Origin of the sequence: Enterococcus mundtii (assembly GCF_013394305.1) — a bacterium.
Classification (GTDB): domain Bacteria; phylum Bacillota; class Bacilli; order Lactobacillales; family Enterococcaceae; genus Enterococcus_B; species Enterococcus_B pernyi.
The window spans coordinates 1,575,852-1,602,322 of the sequence record NZ_AP019810.1 but is presented as its reverse complement, the minus strand read 5'-3'; the positions used below and the strand labels follow the sequence as shown (position 1 = coordinate 1,602,322).

Here is a 26,471-nt window from a genome sequence, read left to right as displayed (position 1 = left end):
CTCTACTTGGTTGAAAGTCGCTTTAGTTGGGCTTTTGATAAGGAAGATTTATACTTTAGACAATAAATATAATTTGTTTTTTTAGGGAGTGGATCAAAATGTCAACGATAAATGCCGGTATTGCCATGGTAAAAGTGCTTGAAAGCTGGGGAGTTGATCATATTTATGGGATTCCGGGTGGTTCGTTCAATTCCATTATGGATGCGTTGTACCATGAAAAAGACCAAATCGATTATATCCAAGTACGTCATGAAGAAGTAGGCGCGTTAGCTGCCGCAGCGGATGCCAAATTAACAGGAAAAGTCGGAGCTGTCTTTGGCTCAGCTGGTCCTGGAGCCACTCATTTGATCAACGGACTTTACGATGCTCAAATGGATCACGTCCCAGTTGTCGCCCTTTTAGGGCAAGTGGCTTCGACTTCTATGAATTATACTGCCTTTCAAGAATTAAATGAAAATCCAATTTTCGCTGATGTTAGTGTTTATAATCGGACAGTCATGACACCTGAAAGTTTACCTTATGTCGTTGATGAAGCGATCAAGGCAGCTTATGCACATCAAGGAGTCGCTGTTGTGACGATCCCAGTTGATTTTGGTTTTGAAGAAATCGAGTGGCAGGATGTTTCTAATGCTTCTACGTACAAAACAGGGGTGATCCTCCCTGAGATTGAAGACGTGAAAGCAGCCCTTCCTTATCTCGAACAAGCTCAAAAACCTGTCTTGTTCATAGGTCAAGGTGTTCGTCATGGCTATGATCAGATCAAGAAATTTACCGAATATTTCAAAATGCCCGTGGTTGCCTCTGTTTTAGCAAAAGGAATCGTGCCAGATGAAGACAAAAATTTTCTTGGATTTGCAGGTCGGGTAGCGACAAAACCTGCGAATGAAGCATTAGCAGAAGCCGATTTGATTTTATTTGTAGGAAGTGACTTTCCTTTTGGGCGAACCTTTTTCAATCCAGAAGCTGCTTTTATCCAAGTCGATATTGATGCCGCCAAATTCGGCCGCCGTCATCATACCGATTTAGCTATTTTAGGGGATGGTAAAACAACGTTAGAAAAACTGATTGAATTGGGGAACGAACGCACAGAAGATGCTTGGTATCTAGCCAATCAAGAAAATCTTCGCAATTGGCGGCGTTGGTTAACGTCCTTTGAAGAACCCACGGAGAAATCGATTCGACCAGAAGCGGTCTATAAAGAAATCAACCGAATTGCCGAACGTGATGCTATTTTTGTGACAGATGTTGGAAATACGACCATTCATTCGATTCGTTTACTGAACATGACTGGTGAGCAGTTACACACTACTTCGGGTTGGTTTGCGACGATGGGAAATGGTATACCCGGCGGAATCGCCGCTAAATTAAGCTTTCCGGAGAGACAAGTCTTTACTTTGAGCGGAGACGGCGGTTTTGCCATGGTGATGCAAGATATCTTGACTCAAGTCAGCTATCAGTTGCCAATCATCAATGTCGTTTTCTCAAATGATTCATTCGGATTTATCGAAGCAGAACAAGAAGATACTGAACAACAAAAATTTGGTGTTTCCCTTGAACAAGCTGATTTTGGGAAAGCCTGCGAAGCCTTAGGTGCCGATGGCTTCACGATCACACACTACGAACAATTACGCCCTGCCTTAGATGCTGCGGCGAAATCTGATCGACCAGTCGTGATCGACGTCAAGATCCCCAACAAACGGCCCTTACCTGTCGAAGACTTACACTTAGACCCAAGAAAGTATAGCGAAGAAGAAATTGAGCGCTTCAAAGAAAAATACGAAGTACATGATATGCCGGTGCTTCATGAAATATATACGCATCATCTTTCTAAACAGTTGTAAAAGTCCAGTAAACCACAACTTAGTGAGAAAAGATCCACCTCAAATTGATAGGATTTGAGGTGGATCTTTTTCAAATTTCATACACTTATTTTATTACTAATCATCTAAACGCATAAACGATCTGATTGATCCCAACGACCATAAAATAAAATCCAACTAAAAAACTTAGCGTCAACGCAGAGGATAAAGGATTGAATAATAAAATAATACCTAGTAAGATACCCAATACATTGATGACCACTGTAAACCAATAATGTCCTTCGCTTATTCCTCTGAATAAATCAGCAGTAAATAAAGCCAAAACAGAATCAATAATAAACCAAACAGCGAAGACAAATGGTAGTGCAACTACCCCCGCACCAATATTGAAAATGAAAAAGATCCCAATCAATAAATCAATGATCCCAATCACTATCGGCATCTTCCCTTTATATCCTGTCAGTTCTTTTACTCGACTACGTAGAAATAACTCAAATAATCCTTTTAGGATCGCAAAAATAGCAAATACAATAACGATAGCAACTAAGTTACCTACTGGATCGCGAAAAGAAATCAAGGAAACTAAAACAAATAGTATCCCCAAAATAAGTGAACCCCAATCAATTTTTCTACTTTCTTTCATTTTAATCCCTACTTTCTTCTAATCTATTTCTATCTTACGCCCCCATTTAAATAACTTCAAAAATTTAGCATTTATGAAAATGCTTTAGTTGTAAAAAACGGTTTATCTCTTTTCTTCTTTTGATTGTTTCACGTGAAACGTAAAGAATTACTGATTTCCTTGAAACTTTCAACATTCCCCTATATAATTCTAGAAGACTTGGCAAATATTATAAACATAAAGTGAGGAAAAAAATTGATTACTGTAAATGATGTAAGTTTGCACTTTTCAGATCGCAAACTATTTGATGATGTTAATATAAAATTCACTCCCGGCAATTGTTATGGCTTAATTGGAGCAAATGGCGCAGGTAAATCAACATTCCTTAAAGTATTATCAGGTGACTTGCAACCTTCAACAGGCTCTGTCACATTAGGTCCAGATGAACGTATGGCTGTTTTGAAACAAAACCACTATGACTATGAAGAATATACTGTGATGGAAACAGTAATCATGGGTCATAAACGTTTATATGAAGTAATGAAAGAAAAAGATGCCATCTATATGAAAGAAGATTTCACAGATGAAGATGGGATTCGTGCGGCAGAATTAGAAGGCGAATTTGCAGAATTAAACGGATGGGAAGCAGAACCAGAAGCAGCCGTTTTACTCCAAGGATTAAATATTCCTGAAGAGTTGCATCATCAATTGATGAGCGAACTAACTGGTGGCCAAAAAGTGAAAGTGTTGCTTGCACAAACGCTATTCGGTAAACCAGATGTTTTACTTTTAGATGAGCCGACAAACGGACTAGATATCCAATCGATCAACTGGTTAGAAGAATTTTTGATCGAATTTGAGAATACAGTGATCGTTGTTTCCCATGACCGTCATTTCTTGAATAAAGTATGTACCCACATGGCAGATTTAGACTTTGGAAAAATCAAGCTTTATGTAGGAAACTACGATTTCTGGTTAGAATCAAGCCAATTAGCAACTAAGTTACAAGCAAACGCCAATGCGAAAAAAGAAGAACAAATCAAAGAATTACAAGACTTTATCGCACGTTTCAGTGCAAATGCGTCAAAATCAAAACAAGCGACATCCCGTAAAAAAATGTTAGAAAAAATCACATTGGATGATATCCAACCTTCTTCACGTCGCTATCCTTTCGTTGGATTCAAACCAGAGCGTGAAATTGGAAATGACTTACTACAGGTAGAAAACGTTAGTGTGACAATAGATGGTAAAAAGATTTTAGATGATATATCATTTACATTAAACAAAGAAGACAAGGTAGCATTCGTTGCCGAAAACGATATAACAACTACAACGCTATTTAAAGTTATCATGGGCGATCTAACACCTGATACCGGTACTGTCCGTTGGGGTGTAACAACTAGCAATGCTTATCTACCAAAGGATACAACGAAGGAATTCGATACGGACTTAACGATTCTTGATTGGTTACGTCAATATGCAAGTAAAGAAGAAGACGACAATACGTTCTTACGTAGCTTCTTAGGTCGTATGTTGTTTTCTGGAGAGGAAGTACTAAAACCCGTGAATGTTCTTTCTGGGGGCGAAAAAGTGCGTTGCATGCTTTCTAAATTGATGCTTTCAAAAGCAAACGTCCTTGTCTTAGACGACCCAACGAATCATTTAGATTTAGAATCAATTACTGCATTGAATGATGGTTTGATGGCATTTTCAGGTTCGATCCTATTTGCTTCTCATGACCACCAATTCATCCAAACGTTAGCAAATCGTATCATTGCTGTTTCTGATAAAGGCGTGATCGATCGTGCAGATACGACATATGATGAATTCTTAGAGAACAAAGACATCCAAAAACAATTAGAACAATTGTGGAACTAAATATTCCAAAAATAACTATAAAAACAGCTGTACAACGTGAGTAATCTTACGTTGTACAGCTGTTTTTCTTTTTTATCGACTCACACCCATTGAAAAGATGGCGATACACCCATAGCCTGTATGACTGGCGATCGTTGGTCCTAAGGGATAGAGTTTGATTTCTTTTGTTTTGATATTTTCTTCTAATAATTTTTTGGCTTTCTCAGCACTTTCTAGGTCTCCGGCATAAGCGATATACACCGTTTGTTCCAATGGAGCTACGATCGTTTTGACCGTTTCCTCCACGATTTTCTGAATGGATTTGTTTCTACCACGCACTTTATCGACATTCTTCAAATGACCACTTGGTTCAACGGTAATGATCGGCTTCACGCTTAACAGACTACCAATAGCAGCACTTGCTTTAGAGATGCGTCCTCCACGTTCTAAATGTTTTAAATCATCAACGGTTACCCAAGAATGAACTTTGAGGTAATTATTTTGTAACCAAGCCAATGTTTCTTCCAAAGAATAACCCGATTCTTTCAAACGAACAGCTTCTAATACAAGTAGTCCTTCCCCGATACTTGCGGCTTTCGTATCAAACACATGAACTTGCGGGTCCTCATAGGTTTCTTTCAATAATTCGACTGCTTGTAAGGCACTGCTGTAAGAACCACTCATGCCACTCGAAAAAGCAACGTACAAGACTGGGATACCTTTCTCCACATAGCTACGGAAGAACTCCAAATAGCGACCCACATTGATTTGTGAGGTCGTAGGCATTGCTCCTTCACGTAACTGTTGGATGTACCCTTCATAATCAAATGTTTTTCCCAGATCATCGATTCGTATTTCCTCACCAATCTGGATCTCCATGGATAAAAAATCAACATTTGCATTTGCCAACACTTGATAGGGCAGATCGCAACATGAATCTGTGACTATTTGATACATTCGTTCCAACTCCTTTTTTTCTCCACTTTTCATCGCAGTCTATTATAGCAAACTCCTTTAATTTTAAATAACTTCAGCTCTTATATTCGTTGTACTTGGTACAAGCCAATCAAGCGAACGCTTAAATGAATACGATCAGTCTAAAACAAAAGTCACATTCATTTTTGTGTGTCGCTCTAAAACCGATAAATAATGGCAAGAGGAGTAATCTCTTGGGAAATAAAGCGACAACCACAAAAATTAGAAAAACAATTTTCGTGGTTGTCGCCGTATTTCTCGAGGCTAAACACTTCTGTCCCGATTTCATTTATTTCTCGTGATTTCAGTGGTCCACTCATTCTTAAAGAATGTTCCTGTTAGCGAATCATCACTGAAAGGCTTAGATTTGCGCCCACACGCTTTCTAAGATATTTGTTTGGTTTCGGTCAGGACCTACTGAAAATGTTGAAATACGCACGCCTACAAGCTCTGAGATACGTCTTACATAGTTACGAGCATTTTCTGGTAATTCAGCTAGTGTGCGACAAGCAGTAATGTCTTCTGACCAACCTGGCAATTCTTCGTAGATTGGTTTGCAACGGTTCAATTCTTTCAAACTCGCTGGATAATGATAGATTCGTTCACCGTCTAATTCGTATGCTGTACAGATTTTCACTGTTTCCAAACCGCTCAAGACATCGATCGAATTCAATGATAGATTCGTGATACCTGACACACGTTTTGAGTGACGCATCACGACTGTATCAAACCAGCCGACACGACGTGGACGTCCAGTCGTTGTACCATATTCGCGACCGACTTCACGAATTTGTTGACCTGTTTCATCAAACAATTCAGTAGGGAATGGGCCATCTCCCACACGTGAAGTGTAAGCTTTACATACACCGACCACTTTATTGATTTTTGAAGGTCCGACACCACTACCGATCGTCACACCACCAGCCACTGGATTTGATGAGGTAACAAACGGATACGTTCCTTGATCGATATCCAACATCACACCTTGTGCGCCTTCAAATAAAACACGTTTTCCTGAATCTAACGCATCATTTAAGATAACTGATGTATCCGTCACGTATTGTTTGATTTGTTGTCCATATTCGTAGTATTCTTCAAAGATTTCTTCAAATTCAATTGGCTCTGAATCGAACATTTTCACAAATTGACGGTTTTTATCGTCTAGATTCACTCGTAAACGCTCTTCAAAAATTTCTTTATCTAATAAATCGGCTACACGGATACCGACACGAGCGGCTTTGTCCATATAAGCAGGGCCAATCCCTTTGATGGTCGTACCGATTTTATTTTCTCCTTTTGCATCTTCTTGCAATTGGTCTAATTTGATATGATACGGTAAAATCACATGCGCACGATCAGAAATACGTAAATTATCTGTCGTCACATTTTTTTCATGTAAATAAGCCAATTCTTTGACTAAAGATTTCGGATTGACTACTACACCATTCCCGATCACGCTGATTTTATCTTTGTAAAAAATCCCCGAAGGAATCAAGTGCAGTTTATACGTAACACCATCGAATTTAATTGTGTGTCCCGCATTGTCGCCACCTTGGTACCGTGCGATCACTTCAGCATTTTCACTAAGAAAGTCAGTAATTTTTCCTTTCCCTTCGTCGCCCCATTGTGTACCCACTACTACTACAGATGACATTTGAACACCTCATTTAATATTATTTAATCCTGAATTATTGTAACAATACTTCAAACTTTATTCAACTAAAATCGAATGATATTTAATATATTTTAGAGAAAACGTTTAAAAAGCGAACATTATAATTTTCTATGTTCCATTGGTTACTAACAAGTAGGCGCCTGACCTGACTGAGTTTGAAAAACCATCTTCGGACATTCGTCCTCTCGCACCACCAAAAATCGAATAAACGGTGGGAATAGAAATAACCTCTTTGAAAAATAAAGCGCCAGCCACAAAAATTTGAAGAACAATTTTCGTGGCTGGCACCTTATTTCTCGAGGCTAAACACTTCTGTCCCGACCTCGATGTTTGATTTATTCAGATTTATTCGTCCTAATATTCTTCTCGCGGAGAAAGCGAGGAAAATTTATTGTATTCTTTGATAAAGAGCAATTCGACCGTTCCCCTTGCTCCACTCCGGTTTTTTTCAATGATGACTTCGATCACATTATCGTTTTGTGGTTCTGGCGCATCACCATCTTCGCCACCTTCACGTTCGTAGTAATCATCACGATATAAGAATGCCACGATATCCGCATCCTGCTCAATCGAACCAGACTCACGGATATCACTTAAGACAGGTCGTTTATCTTGGCGTTGTTCCACTCCACGAGAAAGCTGGGAAAGAGCAATGACGGGAACTTTTAATTCTTTCGCTAGTTTTTTCAATTGACGTGAGATATCGGATACTTCTTGTTGACGGTTTTCTTTCCCATTTCCTTCGATCAACTGCAAGTAATCGATGAGTATCAAGCCTAGATTTCCTTTTTCTTGTGCAAGTTTCCGACATTTTGCTCGTATCTCAGAGATTTTGATCCCTGGTGTATCATCAATAAAGATATTTGCTTTCGATAAACTACCCATCGCAACAATCAAATTGGACCATTCTTCTTCGGACAGCTGTCCCGTACGTAAGTGACTCGCTTCAATCGAACCTTCCGCACAAAGCATCCGGTTGACCAGTGATTCTGCCCCCATCTCTAGACTGAAGATCGCTACAGAACGATCCGTTTTTGTACCAACATTTTGGGCAATATTCAAGGCAAAGGCTGTTTTCCCTACTGCCGGACGTGCAGCCAAAATAATCAGCTCTTCTGCTTGGAAGCCAGCAGTCATTTTATCTAATCCTTGGTAACCAGTTGGCAAACCTGTGATCTCTTCATTGTTTTGCGCGAGTTGGTCAATATTTTCAATCGTAGAATTCAAGACTTCCGCAATAGATAAGAACCCGCTACGGTTACGTTTTTCTGATACTTCAAGGATGCTACGTTCCGCATCATCTAAGATGGATTGGACTTCTTCTCCTTGTTCAAATCCTCTAGTCACGATCCCTGTTGCTGTTTGGATCAAATTACGGAGCAATGATTTTTCTTCCACGATTTTTGCGTAGTAGACAATGTTCGCTGCCGTTGGTACAGCTAAAGCTAAATCAGATAAGTAACTGACTCCACCAGCATCTTCCAAGAGATTTCGTTGCTCCAAACGATCTTTGACGGTCACGACATCAATCGCTTCACTACGGTCATTCAATTCGATCATGATTTCAAAAATGATTTGATGTCCCCGACGATAAAAATCTTTCGGTTCTATGTACTCCATGGCATCGATGATCGTTTCAGCGTCTAGAAAAACAGAACCTAGAACCGCTTGTTCAGCTTCAATATTTTGCGGTGGAATTCGATCCTGCCACACTTCACTCATATTCTATCGCTCCTTGCTTTCAATTGCTTCATTTTACAAGAAAATGGCAGAAAAGTCATCCCTAAAATGAACATCTGTTCCAAAAGCTCTTCCTTCGAAAATAGGCCGCAAAAGTCAAAAATAATCGAAAGCGATTTTTGTCCTCTGCGGCTGATTTATCGAAGTGATTTCGTCACATGTTCTTTTCGTTTATTCAGAGACAACGTGTACCTTGATCGTTGCAGTTACTTCATGGTGTAGTTTCACAGGTACGTTGGTATAGCCTAACGTACGAATTGGGTTGTTCAACTCAATTTTACGTTTGTCTAATTTTACTTTGTATTGCTTATTCAAGCCTTCAGCGATTTGTTTCGATGGGATCGAGCCAAATAAACGGCTATCTTCTCCTGCTTTGGCTTTTAATTCCACGACTGTTTCTTCTTTTTCAAGAAATTCTTTTAATTTTTTGGCTTCTTCAAGAATTTCTGCTTCTTGTTTTTCTTGGGCTTTTTTCTGTCCTTCTAACTGACTGATGCTGCTTTTATTTGCTTCTTTTGCCAGATTGTTTTTGATCAAATAATTTTGCGCATAGCCTGTAGGAACTTCCTTGACATCGCCTTTTTTGCCTTTGCCTTTAACATCTTGTAAGAAAATGACTTTCATCTCATCTACTCCTTTTTATATAATTGATTCATATTTTCTTGGATAGCAGCGAGCAGTTGTTGTTTTGCTTCTTCTACAGTCACATTTTCCAGTTGTGTTGCCGCATTGGTGAAATGTCCGCCACCGCCTAAGGATTCCATGATCAATTGGACATTGATCGTTCCTGTGCTGCGGGCACTGATACCAACTAAGCCATCCGTCCGTTTCGTAATGACGAAAGCGCCATTGATATTGACCATTGAGAGCAACGTATCTGCTGTTTTTGCTGCGATAACACTATTATACTCTTTTTCATCCGTCCCTGCTGCCACCACAATATCCTCCGTCACTTGTTCATTGTGGGCGATCAAGTGGCTGATTTCTAAATAAGTGGCTAAATCAGAGCTCAATAAATATTGTACTAAGGATGCGTCCGCACTACAAGTCTTTAAATAGCTTGCAACATCAAACGTACGTGCTGTCGTTCGCACATTGAAGTTATTCGTATCAACGGTCATGCCAGCTAACAACAACGTCGCCTCTAAACGGCTGATCCGATTGGTTCGGCTACTTTGGTATTGGATTAATTCTGTGACTAATTCAGAGGCAGAAGACGCAGAAGATTCAATATACGTTAAGAGCGGTTTGCTTGGAAACTCTTCGCCTCGACGATGATGGTCAATGATCACGATCTTATCAAATTGCTCGTAAAGGCTCTGAGAGATCGATAGCGATGGTTTATGGTAATCGACCATTACGAGTAGATCCTTGTCTTTCTTAAGCTCCATTGCGCGTTCTGGCGTAATCAATTGCATCTCCAACTCTGGTTCTTTATGGATTTCTGTTAAACAGCGTTCCACATCTGGAATGATTTCTTTTTCATCGATGACGATATAGGCTTTTTTCTGATTGAAGCGCGCCAGACAACTGACTCCAACGGCTGAACCGATAGCGTCCATATCAGGGAAGCGATGCCCCATAATAAATACATCGCCTGTTTCATCAAAAATTTTGCGTAAAGCAGTACTCATCGCCCGTGAACGAACGCGCGTACGTTTGATGGTCGTTGCTGATTTCCCACCATAGTAAGTAGGTTTCGCTCCTTCACGAACTTCTTTCACCACGACCTGATCCCCACCACGAACCAAAGCGATATCTAAGTTATTTTGAGCTTCGCTACCGATTTCTTCTAGTGTTTGTTGTCCATAGGCAATTCCCATACTAAGGGTCAACGGATGGTTTTGTCTTTCAGCTTCTGCTCGTAAGCGATCTAAGAGATCAAATTTCTTATCCATCATTTTCTTTAAGTCACTCATCTGTCCAAAAAAGAAAAAGCGCTCTGAATTGATTCGTTTAAAAAACACATGATATTCATTCATCCAGTCAGAAATCAGTGTCGTAATGAAGGAGTTCAAATAAGAAACTTCTTTTTCATCCAATTTATCGACCGTATCTGCATAGTTATCGATTGAAAGAATCCCGATGATTGGCTGGCTATTCACTTGATGGATCTTCAGTAGTTGGTTCTGGGTCACGTCAATAAAATAAACGACCCCTTTCACCGTATCCAATTCAAATTGAAACGTTTTGTCAGCTAAATAGACTTGATTTTTCTTTTTTTCTTTTGCTGAAAAAAAAGTTTCTAACAAGTCTGCTTCCAATAAAGAGCTTTGGTCTTTCACATTCAATGCGAAAGGATTCAGCCAATCAATGGTTTGTGTCGCTGGTTGGTAAGAGATGATTCCGACTGGCATGATTTCAGAAACATAATTCAAATTGGATTCCGCAACTGTGGAAGCTTGTTGGATCTTATCACGATTCCTTAGAGTCAACCACCGTTTCATCTTTAAACCATAACGAATACAAAATAGATTCACGATCAGGATGAACAACGCACTGATCAAGCGAAATGGCATCAATAATACAACCAAAACTTCTGCAAGGATCAATAAAAGAATGAGCAGAGGGCTCGGGCTTACTTTTATTTTTTCTTTATCCATGTCTTTCCTCCCGTAACTGATTAGCCTAATTTTACCATAACTCATGTCATGTAAGCGACTAAACACCTAAATGGAACAAAAAGAGGAAGTCACGACAGTAGTCATAACTTCCTCTGTAATGGTTTGAAACGATTGGGTATTCCTACAGAATCATTCCTAAAGCGAATTATTCTTCGCCAACGAATGGTAGTAATCCCATGATACGTGCGCGTTTGATTGCAATCGTAATTTTACGTTGGTTTTTAGCGCCTGTACCTGTTACACGACGTGGCAAAATTTTACCACGTTCTGAGATAAATCTTTTTAGTAATTCGATATCTTTATAATCGATATATTCAATATGGTTAGCAGCGATGTAGTCTACTTTACGACGTTTACGTCCGCCTCTTCTTTGTTGTGCCATTCTATTTCCCTCCTATCAAATTCGTTTAGAATGGTAAATCATCGTCTGAAATGTCGATCGTTGAGCTTGATCCGAATGGATCAGAAGAATCACGATCAAAATCAGGCATACCGTTGGATGATTGAGATGTTTGATTATAGTTATTGTTTCCGCCGTTTCCGCCAAAATTATTTGTCGATTGACCAGTGTCTTGGTAGCCACCGCTTTGTTGACGGTTTTCAGATGCTGCACGACTTTCCAATAATTGGAAGTTTTCAGCAACTACTTCTGTTACGTACACACGTTGTCCTTGTTGATTATCATAAGAACGCGTTTGAATACGACCAGTTACACCTAAAAGTGTTCCTTTATGTGCATAGTTTGCTAGTGTTTCTGCTGATTTTCGCCAAATCACACAATTAATAAAATCCGCCTCACGGTTGCCGTTTTGGCTCGTGAAGTTACGATTGACAGCTAAAGTGAACGTTGCTACAGCAGTGCCACTTGATGTATATCGTAAATCTGGATCTTTTGTCAGACGTCCAACTAGTACAACGTTATTAATCAAAATGGTCATCTCCTCTCATCGTTTGATTGTTCCATGTGAAACAATAATTAAGCTTCTTCTTTTACGATCATGTGACGAACGATATCGTCATTGATTTTAGCAAGACGATCAAACTCGTTGATTGCATCTGCTGATGATGGAGAAGATACTTTAACGATGTGATAGATACCTTCACGGTAACCGTTCATTTCGTATGCTAAACGGCGTTTTTCCCAATCTTTTGATTCGATAACTTCAGCTCCGTTATCTTTCAAGATTGAATCGAAACGTTCGATTAAAGCAGTTTTTGCTTCTTCATCAATGTTTGGACGAATAATATACATGATTTCATATTTCGTGTTTTCCATTGATTTTTCACCTCCCTATGGACTTTCGGCTCTCAGCTTTCCCAAGAGCAAGGAGAGTTTTCTAATAAATTAGACTACTCACAATCCTCAATTATACACGCAATGCACTAAAAAAGCAAGCTGCTGTTCTTTGTTTTCCAAATTTTTTCTTTTGAGACGACCAAAAACTCCCAAAGATAGTTTTACCTATTCTTGGGAGTTTTGATTTTAGACGTTCACTTTTGCTTTACGCCTATTTCTATTCTTCTGTATGATCTGTTTCCACATCAACTGTCTCTGCTTCGACAGTCGTTTCTTCCGCAGGTTCTGGTTCTACTGCTGCCATGGTCACCACTTTCGTTTCTGCTTCCATCTTGATCAAGCGCACGCCTAGCGTTGCCCGACCTGTCTGAGAAACCGTTGAAACGTTGAAGCGGATGATGACACCTTTGTCTGTGATCAACATAATATCTTCTTCGCCTGTCACCGTCGTCAATCCAGCTAATGGACCATTTTTCTCAGTGATATTCGCAGTTTTGATCCCTTTACCCCCACGTCCTTTGACAGGGTACTCAGAAACCTTGGTACGTTTTCCATAACCTTTTTCTGTGATGATCAAGACTTCATGATCCTCATTCATCAAGGCTGCTCCAACGACGTAATCGTCTTCTCTCAAACGAACCCCACGAACCCCAGAGGCTGTACGTCCCATATCACGAACGGCATCTTCTGCAAAAGTCACAGAATAGCCATCGTGTGTACCAATGATGATGTTTGATTGGCCATCAGTCAATAAGACGTTGACCAATTCATCATTTTCTTTCAAACCAATCGCAATCAACCCATTGCTACGGATATTGGCAAAAGCAGTGACAGTCGTACGTTTGACTGTTCCTTGGCGTGTAGTAAAGAACAAGTAATGCCCTTCCTCTGCTTCACCAGTTACTGCGATGATGGCTTGGATCTTCTCACTTGAATCAATGCCCAGTAAGTTGATGATCGGAATCCCTTTTGCTGTACGTCCGTACTCTGGGATCTCGTATCCTTTCGCACGATACACTTTTCCGTTATTAGTAAAGAACAGCAATGTATCATGTGTGGAGCAAGAAACAAGATTTTTCACGAAATCATCGTTATGAACACCCATTCCTTGGATGCCTCGACCTCCACGACGTTGTGCGCGGAATTCGTTGTTGGCTAAACGTTTGATATAGCCATTATTCGTCAATGTGATCACGATTTCTTCTTCTTCGATTAAATCTTCGTCTTCTAAACTCAAGACTTCACCGACCAGTAATTCTGTACGACGTTTGTCGCCAAATCGTTGACTCAATTCAGCAAGTTCGGTTTGAATGATTTCTGTTACTCGTTCAGGGCGAGCAAGAATATCAGCTAAATCTTCAATGAGTTTCAATAATTCTTGGTATTCATTTTCGATTTTTTCTCTTTCCAAACCAGTCAAACGGCGTAAACGCATATCTAAGATTGCTTGCGATTGACGGTCAGAAAGATCGAAGCGCTCGATCATCGCGTTTTTCGCTTCTTCATCTGATTTGGACCCACGAATGATCGCGATGATTTCATCAATATGATCTAAGGCGATTCGTAGTCCTTCTAAGATATGTGCTCTTGCTTCTGCTTTATCTTTTTCAAAGACCGTACGACGTGTAATAACTTCGCGTTGGTGTTCAATATAATTTTCAAGGATCTGCTTCAAGCTTAGAACTTTCGGTACGCCTTTTTCGATTGCTAACATATTGAAACCAAATGAGTTTTGTAAGGATGTCAATTTGTAGAGATTGTTCAAAATGACAGAGGCACTCGCGTCACGACGCACATCGATCACGATACGCATTCCTTCACGAGAAGATTCATCTCTTAGATCTGTGATCCCTTCAATTCGTTTGTCACGGTGCAATTCTGAAATTCGCTCAATCAATTTCGCTTTATTGACCATATATGGCAATTCAGTGACTAAGATCCGCTCTTTTCCATTTGGCATTTCCGTGATTTCTACTTTTGCTCGAACAGTGATTGAACCTTTTCCTGTTTCATACGCTCGACGAATGCCGGATTTCCCCATGACTAATCCGCCGGTAGGAAAATCAGGCCCAGGTAAGACTTCCATCAATTCATTGGTTGTCACATCTGGATTTTCCATCAATAGATCAATCGCTGCTACAACTTCTGTCAGATTATGTGGGGGAATATTCGTCGCCATTCCGACTGCGATCCCTGTCGTACCATTGACTAGCAAGTTAGGAAAACGTGCCGGTAAGACAACTGGTTCTTTTTCCGTATCATCATAGTTGCTTTGGAAATCGACCGTATTTTTATTGATATCACGTAACATTTCTGTCGCGATCTTACTCATTCTGGCTTCAGTATAACGCATCGCAGCTGCGCCATCTCCATCAACTGACCCAAAGTTTCCATGACCATCTACTAACATGTAGCGATAGCTAAAAGGCTGCGCCATCCGAACCATTGATTCATAGATCGCACTGTCACCATGGGGATGGTATTTACCCATGACGTCCCCCACGATTCTGGCTGATTTCTTGTGTGCTTTGTCTGGTGTGACACCTAGTTCATTCATCCCATATAAAATACGGCGGTGAACTGGTTTTAATCCATCTCTAACATCTGGTAGAGCCCGAGCGACAATGACACTCATGGCGTAATCTATGAAGGAGTCTTTCATTTCGCTAGTTAGATTGACATCATGGATGTTTTCTCTGATTTCTTCACTCATTTTTCTTCCTCCTTCATGATTAAATATCTAGATTTTTAACATAGTGAGCATTTTCTTCAATGAATGCACGACGAGGTTCCACTCGATCGCCCATCAACATTTCAAATACTTCATCGGCAGCAATCGCATCATCTACACTGACACGAGCCATCATACGTTTGCTTGGGTCCATCGTCGTTTCCCATAGTTGATGATCATCCATCTCACCAAGCCCTTTGTATCGTTGAACACTTGGTTTTGGTGTTGCTGGTAGTGATTCGATGACTTTTCTCAACTCTTCTTCGGCATTTTTCCCTGGTTGGACATATGTGATTTTCTTTCCTTGTTTAACGCCATATAGCGGTGGTTGCGCGATATAAACATAGCCGGCTTCCACGATTGGGCGCATATAACGATAAAAGAGCGTCAATAGCAACGTACGAATGTGGGCACCATCGACATCGGCATCGGTCATGATGACTAATTTATGGTAACGTGCTTTGGACACGTCGAAATCTTCACCAAATCCTGTACCCATCGCTGTAAACAGTGAGCGAATTTCTTCGTTGGCTAAAATTTTATCCATACTTGCTTTTTCAACGTTCAAGATTTTCCCGCGGATCGGTAAAATCGCTTGAAATTCACGGCTTCGTCCTTGCTTTGCTGAACCACCGGCTGAATCTCCTTCGACGATGAACAATTCACTTTTTTCAGGATCATTGCTGGAACAATCGGCTAATTTACCAGGTAGATTACTGATTTCCAATGCTCCTTTTCTCCGCGTCACTTCACGCGCGCGTTTAGCCGCTAAGCGGGCTCTAGAGGCAAGTAGTCCTTTTTCGACGATCTGACGGCCCACACTTGGGTTTTCCAATAAGAATTTCATGAAATGCTCACTGAACAAACGATCAGTGACCGTACGTACTTCTGAGTTTCCTAATTTTGTTTTCGTTTGTCCTTCAAACTGAGGATCTGGATGCTTGATCGAAATGACTGCTGTCAATCCTTCACGCACATCTTCACCTGTTAAATTATCATCATTTTCTTTCATCAATTTTTGCTTACGTGCATAATCATTGATGACCCGTGTCAAAGCTGTCTTAAATCCTGATTCATGTGTTCCGCCTTCGTACGTATGGATATTGTTGGCAAAGCTCATGATATTGGAATGATAACCGTCTGTATATTGCATCGAAACTTCGACAGTGATTTCTTGTTGCTCCCCTTCTAAATAAACAGGTTCTGGGAAAATCACTGTTTTGCTCGCATTTAAATATTCGACGTAGCTTTTGATTCCACCGTCATAATGGTATTCTTTCACGACAGGCTTTTCTTCGCGACGATCTTCAATTGAGATTTTCATCCCACGATTCAAGAAAGCCAGCTCACGAATACGAGTCGCCAATTTATTAAAGTCGAAAGTTGTCGTTTCTGTAAAAATTTCTGGGTCTGGGATGAAGTGAACGGTCGTTCCACTTAAATCAGTGTCACCGATGACTTTCAAATCATCGACTACCGCCCCACGACGATATTCTTGGTAATAGATCTTGCCATCTTTGTACACTTTGACATCTAATAGTGTCGATAGTGCATTCACAACGGACGAACCAACCCCATGAAGACCACCGGATACTTTGTAGCCGCCTCCGCCAAATTTACCACCCGCATGCAAGACAGTAAACACTGTTTCTACAGCTGGACGACCGGTCTTCGCTTGGATATCGACCGGAATCCCACGACCATCATCGATGACAGTGATACTGTTGTCTTCCTCAATGATGACTTGGATCTTTGTCGCAAATCCTGCCAAGACTTCATCGATCGAATTATCGACGATTTCCCATACTAAGTGGTGAAGTCCTTCTGAACTTGTTGAACCAATGTACATCCCCGGACGTTTCCGAACGGCTTCAAGACCTTCAAGCACTTGAATCTGACTGGCATCATATTCTTTTGCGCGCTCGACTAAACTTCTTTCTTCTGTCATGTATGTTTATTCTCCTTTTATTTCTCCCTGCTGAACATAAAAAATCTCAGGTTCAACAGTCATTTTATTTTTAACGTGATCCAGGGAGGTAGTAGCTAAGAATGTCTGTACTTTCCCTTCAATCGTTTCAAGTAAATGGAGTTGACGTTGGTCGTCTAACTCACTCATTACATCATCCAGTAATAGGATCGGATACTCGCCTGTTTCTTCTTTGATCAAATCGATTTCTGCTAATTTGACACTTAATGCCGTTGTTCGCTGTTGACCTTGAGAACCAAAATTTTGCACGTTTTTTTCATTGACAAAAAAAGAAAGGTCATCTCGATGGGGACCCACAGTCGTTGTCCCTCGAAAGAGATCTTTCTTTTTGTTTTGTTCGAGCAACGTTAAAAATTGTGACTGGATCTCTTGAACTGTCATAGTGTCTAAAGAAGAGAGGGCGGTCACATATTCGATTGCCAACTGTTCTCTTTGATGCGTGATTTGTTGATGTAAAGAATTTGCCCAATATTCTAAACGCTTGATAAACTGCGCTCTTGCCTTTAGTACTTTGCTACCAAATTCTGCTAGTTGTTCAGATAAAATATCAAGATAAAGTAAATCCGTTTGTTTTTTCTCATTCAATTGCTTCAAATATTGATTTCTCTGCTTTAGGATTGCTTGATATTGGACAAGATCGTAAAGATAGATTGGATTGATCTGACCTAATTCCATATCTAAAAATTTGCGTCGGATCTGTGGGCTTCCTTTCACTAAAGAAAGATCTTCAGGAGCAAATAAAATGACATTCAATTGTCCAACATAACTACTCAACTTCTTTTGTTCGATATGATTGATCTTTGTTTTTCGTCCTTTTTTAGACAGTTGGATCTCTAACGGGATCTTAGAGGTTCCTCTTGTGATCTCCCCTTGGATCATCGACTGCTCATCGTTCCATCCAATCAACTCTTGTTCACTATTTGTACGATGACTTCTTGTCATTGCAAGCACATAAATACTTTCCAAAAGATTCGTTTTTCCTTGGGCATTTTCTCCTAAAAAAATCACGAGGTTTTTGGAAAAATCAATTTGCAATTCTTGATAGTTTCGATAATTTTTGAGGTGCAGCTTATTCAGCCTCATTATCGTTATTCCCTTTTTTTACCATAAAAAAAGTTCCTGCTTCTGGAACTTCGATCATCATACCGGGATAAAGCTTTCGTCCACGACGATTTTCTGGCTCGCCATCAACCAAAACCGTGTTTTCTGCTAAATACCATTTTGCTTGTCCACCACTGCCGATGACTGTGACTTCTTTCAGCATTTGACCCAACGTCATAAACTCAGTTTTTAGAATGACTTGTTGTTTCACTCTTCATCCCTCATTTTCATTATTAAAAGTATACTTTATTATACCCTTTTTTTCGCAAGAAAACAAATTTATCCATATATTTTTCCATATGAGCGGATTTAAATGAAAAAAGGTGATTTGAACAAAAAGAAACAGAAAGCCTTAAAATTGATTTTAGGGCCTTCTGTTTAAAATGGTTTATTTTTCAGTTTATTTTCAATTAGTATTTTAGTTTGTGCGTACTGGAGTGATCAATTGAATGAATTGTACCCCATCTTCCGTTGGTTCTAACGTAAATGGACGAATGGCAGAAATGAATTTTACTTTGATACTCATATCGCCAAATGCACGCAAAGCAGCTTTCATATAGTCCGGATTAAAGGAAATATCCAGCGGATCACCGGTGCTAGTCGTATAATTCAAGCTTTCTTCTACTTTTCCAATTTCAGGAGAATTACCGTATAGAACAACAGAATCAGGCTGGATCGACAAACGAACGATATTGTTGCGTCCTTCATGTGAGAGCAAAGAGGCACGCTCAATCGCTGCTAAAAAGCTTGGGACAGAAAATTCAACTTCGGTATTGAAACTTGAAGGAATCAAACGATTCGTATCGGGATAATTCCCTTCTAACAAGCGTGAATAAAAATACATATTTTCAGTTTTGAACAATACTTGGTTTTCCATAATACTGATTTCTACGATTTCTTCTTCATTTGTCAATGAACGTGATAATTCAGTCAAACTTTTTCCAGGAATCACGATATCGAATTGATCAGCTGATTGTTCGATCGGAATCACTCGTTGACTCAAACGATGTGAGTCAGTTGCTACTGCTAATAACGAGTTGTCTTTCAAAATGAAATGAACACCTGTAAGAATTGGGCGACTTTCATGTTGAGAAACAGCAAACACTGTTTCATTGATCAATTTGGTCAATACATGTACAGGCAATTTCATCTGGTTGTGACTTTCTACAACAGGAAGATGAGGGTAATTATCCGCATCTAACCCATTCACTAAGAAATTCGCTTTCCCTGAAGTAATGGCCACTTGTTTGTTTTCTAACACTTCTAGCGTAAAGGTTTCTTCGGGCAATCGACGAATGATTTCACTGAAGAAGCGAGCTTGTAGAACAATGGCTCCTGTTGTTTCAATTTGCATTTGCGCTTTTTCGTTTTCAACAGATAGAAATGTCTCAATTGAAATATCTGCATTACTACCTGTTAAAGTCAGTCCTTCTTGATTGAGGGTGATTTTAACCCCAGTCAAAATAGGAATTGTCGTTTTACTTGAAATCGCACGCTGAACAGTTTGCAATTCTTGCATAAATGTTGCGCGGTTTAAGGTTACTTTCATTGTAGATCTCCTTTGCCATATATTTATTTTATTATTAGTAAATAAAGTAATAAAAGTATTAGGTACTGTTGATACTGTGGAAAACTATAAAAATGCTAGAAGAGAAAAGAAAAAACAGCTGTGGAAAATATGTGCATAACTTTTGAATGATTTCTAATTTTATCCACAAGGCGTTTTTCTTTCTATCAAGCATCTTTTTAGTTTAATAGGAAATTTTTGATTTCTGATACTTCATTTTGCATGCTGACACTTGAATCGATCAGCTGCTGGATTTTTTCGTGCGCATGGATGACAGTTGTATGATCTTTTCCACCAAATTCAGCGCCGATTTTAGGAAGCGAGCTATCGGTTAATTCCCGAGCCAAGTACATAGCGATTTGACGAGGAACAACGATCGATTTGACGCGTTTCTTTCCTTTTAGATCCTTTAATTGAATATGGTAATACTTTGCAACTTCTTCTTGGATCTGCAAAATCGAGAGTTGCGGGTGACCTTTGCCAGATTTCAATGTCTTTAAAGCATCAGCAGCTAAACTAGTTGATATATCTTCACTGTTCATCGTAGCAAATGCTTGAACACGTACAAGAGCGCCTTCTAGTTCACGAATGTTGGAATCGATTTGTCCTGCAATATAACTTAAGGTATCATCAGGGATTTCTAGGCGTTCTGCTGCGGCTTTTTTTCTCAAAATAGCTGTTCTTGTTTCAAGGTCAGGTGGCGTGATATCTACTGAAAGTCCCCAAGCAAAGCGAGAAACGAGACGTTCCTGCAATTTTGGGATTTCGTTTGGTAAACGATCACTCGTCAGGACGATTTGTTTTCCTTCATTGTAGAGCGCATTGAAGGTATGGAAAAATTCTTCTTGAGTTGCTTCTTTTTCAGCAAAAAATTGAATATCATCGACTAATAGTAAGTCGACATTTCGATATTCTTGGCGAAATTCTTCGGCCGTTTTATTTTGGATCGAATTGATAAAATCATTGGCAAACGTCTCACTGCTTACATATTTGACCTTCGCATTTGGCTGACTTAACAACATTTGATGACCAATTGCGTGCATCAAGTGAGTCTTACCAAGTCCGACACCACCATAGAAGAACAATGGATTATAAATCGAACCAGGATCTTCAGCAACTACCAAGGCAGCGGCATGAGCCATCTGGTTACCTTTTCCGATTACAAATGTATCGAAGGTATACTTAGGATTCAACATCGCTTTTTTGATTGGTGTGATTGGGGGAACTTTCATTGTTTTGATTTCTTCTACTTCTTCTTGTTCCGCTTCTTCACCGGTTACAAAACGTGGAATGATTTCTTTTCCCGTTAACATGTAGCCGACCTCAACAATCTTTGTTGCGAGATTTTTTTCCCAATATTCCTTATGGATCTTGCTTGGAACAGTCACCACTAATTGGCTTTGTTCTAAGGATTTAGGTTGTGCTGTCTCAATCCAAGTATTGTAACTTGCTGGAGACAGTTCTTTTTGATAAGTCGTTTTTAATTCAGTCCATAAAGCATCGAGGGATACCATACAAGGCCTCCTCCTTCATTAAAAGTAAATAGCTAGTACTAATTTAGCATTTTTTACAAAAGTTTTCCACAGAAAGAAAAGAAAAAAATTTTTTATAACAATTATCCACATTATCCAGAAGAAAAAAAAAGAAGAAAAACACAGGGAGGAAAAAAAGATATCCACAAGAGTAATCAACAGGTGGATAAGTGGTGCAAAACTAGAGATTTACCCAGTGGGTTGTGGATAAAAAAAGTAATAATGACAGTACTTACAGAAATTAATGCACAGGAAATTATGAAATTGTGGATTACTTATTTTCAGCTGTTTATTCTGTGTAAAAACCAAGGGTAAATTACTGTGGAAAACTTCTGTGTATAACTTTATCCACATTGAAAACACAGCGCGAAAAATACCGTTGTGGATAAAATGAGAGAATTATTTTCGAATAAAAGCTTTTTTTTATATTGACAAATCACCTAAGTACTCGTTATACTATCAAAGTATGTCTGTGTTTAATTCATGTACATGTAGATAAGAATTTCTGGAGGTGGAACAAGATGAAAAGAACATACCAACCAAATAAACGTAAACGTCAAAAAGTTCACGGATTCCGTAAACGTATGAGTACTAAAAATGGACGTCGTGTTTTAGCTAGCCGTCGTCGTAAAGGAAGAAAAGTTCTTTCAGCTTAGACCACTGGGGTTACAGTGGTTTTTTTTATGCCCTTTTTTAGAGGAAAAGGTGAAAGACTTATAGGAAATATGGTATGATTGGGAGCGTAAGTGAGAGATAGAAAAGGAAAGAAAACGAATGAAAAAAGCGTATCGAGTGAAAAAAGAACGAGAGTTCCAAGCGGTGTTTCAAACCGGCGCTTCCTTTGCTAACCGTAAGTTTGTCGTGTACCGTTTAGAAAAGAAGGAACAACCGCATTTTCGTGTTGGCTTATCTGTAGGTAAGAAAGTCGGAAACGCTGTATGTCGCAATGAAGTAAAACGAAAAATCCGTGCGGCGATCTATTCATTGAAAGAAGAGATCGAGCCGGAATTAGATTTTATTGTGATTGCTAGACCAAGCATCAAAGGACTGACTTACGATGAGATTCGCTCCAACTTAGTCCATGTCTTAAAGCTTGCAAAAATAATCGACAGAGAGGAAAAGAGTAAGTGAAGAAATACAAACGTTTACTTTTGATGGCCGGACTTGTCGGTCTGATCATCGTCTTATCCGGTTGTGGAACTGGAGAAGTCAGCGCACAAAGTACAGGAATTTGGGATCGCTACATTGTTTATTATTTTGCAGAAGCGATTAAAGCATTGTCATTTGGAAATGTTGGGATCGGGATCATTTTATTCACGATCATCATTCGCGTAATTTTATTACCATTAATGCATTTCCAAACAAAAAGTATGCGTAAGACCCAAGAACTTCAACCAAAACTAAAAGCGATCCAACAAGAATATAGTTCAAAAGATCCTGAAACACAAAGTAAGTTAAGAGAAGCACAACAACGGTTATATGCTGAAAATGGTGTAAATCCATATGCAGGTTGTTTGCCTTTATTAGTACAAATGCCAATCTTAATGGCTTTATGGCAATCAATTTCTCGTGTTCCTGCGTTGAGTCAAGGTCACTTCTTATGGTTGAACTTAGGGAACGCTGACCCAACCTTTATTTTACCAGTGTTGGCTGCCATCTTTACATTTGCAAGTACGTATTTATCAAGCATGAGCCAAGTGGAATCGAACGCTTCATTGAAAGTCATGAATTTTGCGATGCCAGTGATGATCTTAGTTATGGGGGTCAATTTAGCCAGTGGACTTTCATTATACTGGGTAGTATCAAATGCTTTCCAAGTGTTCCAAACACTATTGATCAATAATCCATTTAAAATCAAACGTGAGCGTGAAGAAGAAGCACAACGTATCCGTGAAAAAGAACGTGCTTTGCGTAAGGCACAAAGTCCTAAGAAAAAACGTAAAAAATAAGGGAGGGAATGCAAATGCCGATTTATGAAGCTGCAACCGTAGATGAAGCTGTTGAAATTGGATTGAATGAGTTAGGACTAGCAAAAGAGCAAGTCGCTATTGAGATACTTGATGAAGGAAAAAAAGGATTTCTCGGAATGGGAAAAAGAAATGCCAAACTTTCAATCGAACCGAATATCAGCGAAGTTGTCTCTGAAACGATCGAAGAAACCGTAGAAGAAGTGTTGGAAGAAACATCTGTTCAAACAGAAGATACGGGTGAAATCGAACCTGAGGACTTGATTGAAGAAAAAAGTGAATTAGGTGACGAAGCAGCTTTATCGGAATTAGCAACCTATCTCACTGAGCTCTCCCAGCAACTAAATGCACCAGCTGTAGTAAAAATGACACGAGAAGCGAACTTGATCGTCTTCCATTTAGAAACGGATAAACAAGGTCTGTTGATCGGCAAACATGGAAAAACGTTAAATGCTTTGCAATATTTGGCGCAAGTGTTCATTCATCGAGTAGCCGGTAATAAACTCTCTGTCGTGGTAAACGTGGGCAACTATCGTGAAAAACGACAAGAGATCATCCAACGTTTAGCTGAGCGCACCGCAGAAAAAGTCTTGCGTACGGGACATCCTGTATTTTTAGAACCGATGCCTGCGTTTGAACGCAAACAAATCCACGCGGCATTAAGTAAACATGAGGGAGTACAAACCCACTCAGAAGGTGATGAACCATATCGTTACTTAGTTGTCGAACCAGCTAGATAGCGATTACGAAGAGAAGAACCAAAATCTTGCGATCAGATTGACAAACTTTTCCAAACAAAGTATATTTTATTAGAAATCATTCTTATCGGAGTATACGATGGTAGTCTTTACTTTGGTAGAAAAAACGTGCAGAGCGAAAGCTCTGCACGTTTTTTTGTGATCAGCCAATCGTTGTTTGGACAAATTGGATCACGGTACCGTAAGCAAAAAGTTCGATGATCTGTTTGCCATCTCGGGGTTTTTGTTGATATTCAAAGTGACAATTGATGACTGCATTTGCGCCATAATCTAACACTTTCTTTTTTAATTTTTGTTTTGTTGTCAAGAACATGTCATCACTATTGAATGTAGGGTCGAATAAGTCTCCTTCAATACATTCTGCGACAAATACGATATCTCTGACGATATATTTTTGATTGATATTCCCTGTCGATAACACCACTTCATTGATTCGTGGATCATCTACTCCGTCTACTGCACTAGGCTTAAATTGGGCCATAATTTTTGCTCCTTTCGGTAAAGAAAAAGTATGTAGATACCGTTACCATTTAAGTGTAACGTTTTTTGGAACAAAGATAAAGATATAAGAGTAGATTTACTTCTATAGAGAGTGATCTAATGATAGTTTCAGTCAAAAGAACCCTGTGCAGAAAAAGTTTAAGATTGATTAGTGACTCTCATAAAAATAAATAAAAAAGCTTGATTACTAGAATTAGATATGATAGTCTATGACCAGAATTTAAACAGAACAAGCAGTCAAAGTGCGAAGTTCACCATTTATTGCAAAGGGTGAAGTGGGCACTTTTTTTGTGCGTAAAATGAAAAAGGAAGTGAAAAAATGGCTGAAATAACCTTAGAATTTGATACGATTGCAGCAATCTCTACGCCACCAGGTGAAGGGGCGATAAGTATTGTGCGTTTAAGCGGTGATCAAGCGTTGACCATTGCCAATAAAGTCTATCAAAGTGGCAATAAACAGTTGTTGGATGTTCCTAGTCATACGATTCATTATGGGCATATCGTCGATCCCAAAAGTGAACAATTAGTCGATGAAGTCATGGTATCCGTCATGCGCGCACCACGAACATTTACCCGAGAAGATGTTGTAGAAATCAATTGCCATGGGGGCATCGTTGTCGTCAATCAAATTTTACAGCTTCTATTAAGAGAAGGCGCACGTTTAGCAGAGCCAGGAGAATTTACAAAGCGTGCCTTTTTAAATGGACGAGTTGATTTATCCCAAGCTGAAGCAGTCATGGACCTGATCCGTGCGAAAACAGACAAGGCGATGGGTGTCGCGTTGAACCAATTAGATGGAAATCTGTCTGCATTGATCCGTTCCCTTCGACAAGAAATTTTAGAGACATTAGCACAAGTCGAAGTGAATATCGATTACCCTGAATATGATGATATCGAAGAATTGACGACAAAACTTCTATTAGAAAAAGCGCAGATGATCCAACAACGTATCGAAGTTCTTTTAGCAACATCACAACAAGGCAAGGTCTTACGAGAAGGATTAAGTACGGCCATCATCGGTCGTCCAAACGTTGGTAAGTCAAGCTTACTGAACCATTTATTACGAGAAGAAAAAGCCATCGTGACAGATATTGCGGGAACGACAAGAGATGTGATTGAAGAATACGTCAATGTTCGTGGCGTACCGTTGAAACTGATCGACACAGCAGGTATTCGGGAAACAGAAGATATCGTGGAACAAATCGGTGTTGCTCGTAGTCGTAAAGCTTTGGCAGAATCTGAATTGATCTTACTTGTCTTGAATCAAAGCGAGCCGTTGACGATTGAAGATGAACAGTTGTTGGAAGCAACAAAAGGATTGAAACGGATCATTCTATTGAATAAAACTGATTTACCGAAACAATTAGAGGAAGACAAGCTTTTATCATTGATCGAGGATGAACCAGTATTCGCTGTTTCGGTTGCCAATAATGAAGGATTAGACCGATTAGAAACGGCCATCTCTGAGTTGTTCTTTGGCGGGCAAACTGGCGAAAGAGATGCAACTTATGTATCCAATACCCGTCATATTGCCTTGCTCGAAAAAGCGGCCATCTCTTTACAAGAAGTGATCGCAGGAATCGATGCGGGTATGCCTGTTGACCTAGTTCAAATGGATATGACTCGCTGTTGGGATTACCTTGGTGAAGTCGTAGGAGATAGTGTCCAAGATGAACTGATCACACAATTGTTTAGTCAATTTTGTCTTGGAAAATAA

Annotated in this window: 23 protein-coding genes; 7 read left to right on the top strand and 16 right to left on the bottom strand. The window is 39.6% G+C overall.

The features are described 5' to 3' along the window. Window positions 1-98 precede the first annotated feature (98 nt). Complete coding sequence (spxB, locus tag HZ311_RS07595) at window positions 99-1,841, top strand: pyruvate oxidase (RefSeq protein WP_010734547.1); 1,743 nt, start codon at window positions 99-101, stop codon at window positions 1,839-1,841. Window positions 1,842-1,941: 100 nt separating this feature from the next. Here spxB and HZ311_RS07590 read toward each other — a convergent pair whose 3' ends face one another. Further along, window positions 1,942-2,463, bottom strand: coding sequence for an HdeD family acid-resistance protein (locus HZ311_RS07590; protein ID WP_010734548.1), 522 nt, complete (start codon window positions 2,461-2,463; stop codon window positions 1,942-1,944). A gap of 234 nt (window positions 2,464-2,697) precedes the next feature. Between HZ311_RS07590 and HZ311_RS07585 the strand changes: the two genes are divergently transcribed. Continuing rightward, window positions 2,698-4,320, top strand: coding sequence for an ABC-F family ATP-binding cassette domain-containing protein (locus HZ311_RS07585; RefSeq protein ID WP_010734549.1), 1,623 nt, complete (start codon window positions 2,698-2,700; stop codon window positions 4,318-4,320). A gap of 72 nt (window positions 4,321-4,392) precedes the next feature. Here HZ311_RS07585 and HZ311_RS07580 read toward each other — a convergent pair whose 3' ends face one another. The 14 genes from HZ311_RS07580 to dnaA form a co-directional block, all read right to left on the bottom strand. Then, window positions 4,393-5,256 carry a DegV family protein gene (locus tag HZ311_RS07580; protein WP_010734550.1) on the bottom strand — a complete coding sequence of 288 codons (864 nt, stop codon included), beginning with the start codon at window positions 5,254-5,256 and terminating at the stop codon, window positions 4,393-4,395. A 379-nt stretch (window positions 5,257-5,635) separates the two neighbouring features. Further along, window positions 5,636-6,928 carry an adenylosuccinate synthase gene (locus HZ311_RS07575; RefSeq protein ID WP_023518860.1) on the bottom strand — a complete coding sequence of 431 codons (1,293 nt, stop codon included), beginning with the start codon at window positions 6,926-6,928 and terminating at the stop codon, window positions 5,636-5,638. 375 nt (window positions 6,929-7,303) lie between these two features. Beyond that, window positions 7,304-8,671: a replicative DNA helicase gene (gene dnaB / locus HZ311_RS07570; RefSeq protein WP_010734552.1), complete on the bottom strand. Its 1,368-nt coding sequence runs from the start codon at window positions 8,669-8,671 to the stop codon at window positions 7,304-7,306. Window positions 8,672-8,860: 189 nt separating this feature from the next. Then, on the bottom strand, window positions 8,861-9,313 hold the full coding sequence (rplI, locus tag HZ311_RS07565) for a 50S ribosomal protein L9 (protein ID WP_010734553.1): 453 nt from the start codon (window positions 9,311-9,313) through the stop codon (window positions 8,861-8,863). Between the two features lie 5 nt (window positions 9,314-9,318). Next, window positions 9,319-11,292 carry a DHH family phosphoesterase gene (locus HZ311_RS07560; RefSeq protein WP_010734554.1) on the bottom strand — a complete coding sequence of 658 codons (1,974 nt, stop codon included), beginning with the start codon at window positions 11,290-11,292 and terminating at the stop codon, window positions 9,319-9,321. 166 nt (window positions 11,293-11,458) lie between these two features. Then, the gene (rpsR, locus tag HZ311_RS07555) at window positions 11,459-11,695 is read right to left on the bottom strand and encodes a 30S ribosomal protein S18 (RefSeq protein ID WP_010734555.1); all 237 of its coding nucleotides are present in this window, start codon (window positions 11,693-11,695) and stop codon (window positions 11,459-11,461) included. Window positions 11,696-11,720: 25 nt separating this feature from the next. Then, on the bottom strand, window positions 11,721-12,242 hold the full coding sequence (ssb, locus tag HZ311_RS07550) for a single-stranded DNA-binding protein (RefSeq protein WP_010734556.1): 522 nt from the start codon (window positions 12,240-12,242) through the stop codon (window positions 11,721-11,723). Between the two features lie 47 nt (window positions 12,243-12,289). Beyond that, window positions 12,290-12,589, bottom strand: a complete 300-nt coding sequence (rpsF, locus tag HZ311_RS07545; RefSeq protein WP_019723039.1) for a 30S ribosomal protein S6 — start codon at window positions 12,587-12,589, stop codon at window positions 12,290-12,292. Between the two features lie 238 nt (window positions 12,590-12,827). Next, window positions 12,828-15,323 (bottom strand): DNA gyrase subunit A, encoded by a 2,496-nt coding sequence (gyrA, locus tag HZ311_RS07540; protein WP_023518859.1) that lies wholly within the window; start codon window positions 15,321-15,323, stop codon window positions 12,828-12,830. 19 nt (window positions 15,324-15,342) lie between these two features. Further along, window positions 15,343-17,289: a DNA topoisomerase (ATP-hydrolyzing) subunit B gene (gene gyrB, locus HZ311_RS07535; RefSeq protein WP_010734559.1), complete on the bottom strand. Its 1,947-nt coding sequence runs from the start codon at window positions 17,287-17,289 to the stop codon at window positions 15,343-15,345. A gap of 6 nt (window positions 17,290-17,295) precedes the next feature. After that, entirely contained in the window at window positions 17,296-18,411 is a 1,116-nt protein-coding gene (recF, locus tag HZ311_RS07530) for a DNA replication/repair protein RecF (RefSeq protein ID WP_178946563.1), read from the bottom strand. Further along, a complete protein-coding gene (gene yaaA / locus HZ311_RS07525) occupies window positions 18,398-18,640 on the bottom strand; it encodes a S4 domain-containing protein YaaA (protein ID WP_019723041.1) in 243 nt (80 codons plus the stop codon). Before yaaA ends, recF begins: the two co-directional genes overlap by 14 nt. Window positions 18,641-18,847: 207 nt before the next feature. Beyond that, window positions 18,848-19,978 (bottom strand): DNA polymerase III subunit beta, encoded by a 1,131-nt coding sequence (dnaN, locus tag HZ311_RS07520; protein WP_023518858.1) that lies wholly within the window; start codon window positions 19,976-19,978, stop codon window positions 18,848-18,850. Window positions 19,979-20,175: 197 nt separating this feature from the next. Beyond that, the gene (dnaA, locus tag HZ311_RS07515; RefSeq protein WP_023518857.1) at window positions 20,176-21,510 is read right to left on the bottom strand and encodes a chromosomal replication initiator protein DnaA; all 1,335 of its coding nucleotides are present in this window, start codon (window positions 21,508-21,510) and stop codon (window positions 20,176-20,178) included. Window positions 21,511-22,049: 539 nt separating this feature from the next. On the opposite strand from dnaA, the gene rpmH reads away from it, so the two are divergent. The 4 genes from rpmH to jag all read left to right on the top strand — a co-directional run bounded on the left by rpmH (window position 22,050) and on the right by jag (window position 24,235). Continuing rightward, window positions 22,050-22,184, top strand: coding sequence for a 50S ribosomal protein L34 (gene rpmH, locus HZ311_RS07510; protein WP_002293121.1), 135 nt, complete (start codon window positions 22,050-22,052; stop codon window positions 22,182-22,184). Between the two features lie 118 nt (window positions 22,185-22,302). Further along, window positions 22,303-22,659, top strand: coding sequence for a ribonuclease P protein component (rnpA, locus tag HZ311_RS07505; protein ID WP_010734564.1), 357 nt, complete (start codon window positions 22,303-22,305; stop codon window positions 22,657-22,659). Further along, window positions 22,656-23,477 (top strand): YidC/Oxa1 family membrane protein insertase, encoded by an 822-nt coding sequence (locus HZ311_RS07500; protein ID WP_010734565.1) that lies wholly within the window; start codon window positions 22,656-22,658, stop codon window positions 23,475-23,477. Before rnpA ends, HZ311_RS07500 begins: the two co-directional genes overlap by 4 nt. Before the next feature lie 14 nt (window positions 23,478-23,491). Next, window positions 23,492-24,235: an RNA-binding cell elongation regulator Jag/EloR gene (gene jag / locus HZ311_RS07495; protein WP_010734566.1), complete on the top strand. Its 744-nt coding sequence runs from the start codon at window positions 23,492-23,494 to the stop codon at window positions 24,233-24,235. A gap of 160 nt (window positions 24,236-24,395) precedes the next feature. Here jag and HZ311_RS07490 read toward each other — a convergent pair whose 3' ends face one another. Further along, a complete protein-coding gene (locus HZ311_RS07490) occupies window positions 24,396-24,734 on the bottom strand; it encodes a heavy metal-binding domain-containing protein (protein ID WP_010734567.1) in 339 nt (112 codons plus the stop codon). Window positions 24,735-25,073: 339 nt separating this feature from the next. On the opposite strand from HZ311_RS07490, the gene mnmE reads away from it, so the two are divergent. Beyond that, window positions 25,074-26,471: a tRNA uridine-5-carboxymethylaminomethyl(34) synthesis GTPase MnmE gene (gene mnmE / locus HZ311_RS07485; RefSeq protein ID WP_178946562.1), complete on the top strand. Its 1,398-nt coding sequence runs from the start codon at window positions 25,074-25,076 to the stop codon at window positions 26,469-26,471.

Coding starts and splice junctions, on each gene's coding strand:
- jag (WP_010734566.1), top strand. CDS start 23,492: ATGCCGATTTATGAAGCTGCAACCGTAGATGAAGCTGTTGAAATTGGA.
- dnaN (WP_023518858.1), bottom strand. CDS start 19,978: ATGAAAGTAACCTTAAACCGCGCAACATTTATGCAAGAATTGCAAACT.
- HZ311_RS07590 (WP_010734548.1), bottom strand. CDS start 2,463: ATGAAAGAAAGTAGAAAAATTGATTGGGGTTCACTTATTTTGGGGATA.
- HZ311_RS07575 (WP_023518860.1), bottom strand. CDS start 6,928: ATGTCATCTGTAGTAGTAGTGGGTACACAATGGGGCGACGAAGGGAAA.
- dnaA (WP_023518857.1), bottom strand. CDS start 21,510: ATGGTATCCCTCGATGCTTTATGGACTGAATTAAAAACGACTTATCAA.
- rnpA (WP_010734564.1), top strand. CDS start 22,303: ATGAAAAAAGCGTATCGAGTGAAAAAAGAACGAGAGTTCCAAGCGGTG.
- gyrA (WP_023518859.1), bottom strand. CDS start 15,323: ATGAGTGAAGAAATCAGAGAAAACATCCATGATGTCAATCTAACTAGC.
- rplI (WP_010734553.1), bottom strand. CDS start 9,313: ATGAAAGTCATTTTCTTACAAGATGTTAAAGGCAAAGGCAAAAAAGGC.
- HZ311_RS07580 (WP_010734550.1), bottom strand. CDS start 5,256: ATGTATCAAATAGTCACAGATTCATGTTGCGATCTGCCCTATCAAGTG.
- rpmH (WP_002293121.1), top strand. CDS start 22,050: ATGAAAAGAACATACCAACCAAATAAACGTAAACGTCAAAAAGTTCAC.
- rpsR (WP_010734555.1), bottom strand. CDS start 11,695: ATGGCACAACAAAGAAGAGGCGGACGTAAACGTCGTAAAGTAGACTAC.
- dnaB (WP_010734552.1), bottom strand. CDS start 8,671: ATGAGTGAAGTGTGGCAGGATCGAATTCCACCGCAAAATATTGAAGCT.
- recF (WP_178946563.1), bottom strand. CDS start 18,411: ATGAGGCTGAATAAGCTGCACCTCAAAAATTATCGAAACTATCAAGAA.
- gyrB (WP_010734559.1), bottom strand. CDS start 17,289: ATGACAGAAGAAAGAAGTTTAGTCGAGCGCGCAAAAGAATATGATGCC.
- HZ311_RS07560 (WP_010734554.1), bottom strand. CDS start 11,292: ATGGATAAAGAAAAAATAAAAGTAAGCCCGAGCCCTCTGCTCATTCTT.
- mnmE (WP_178946562.1), top strand. CDS start 25,074: ATGGCTGAAATAACCTTAGAATTTGATACGATTGCAGCAATCTCTACG.
- rpsF (WP_019723039.1), bottom strand. CDS start 12,589: ATGGAAAACACGAAATATGAAATCATGTATATTATTCGTCCAAACATT.
- spxB (WP_010734547.1), top strand. CDS start 99: ATGTCAACGATAAATGCCGGTATTGCCATGGTAAAAGTGCTTGAAAGC.
- HZ311_RS07490 (WP_010734567.1), bottom strand. CDS start 24,734: ATGGCCCAATTTAAGCCTAGTGCAGTAGACGGAGTAGATGATCCACGA.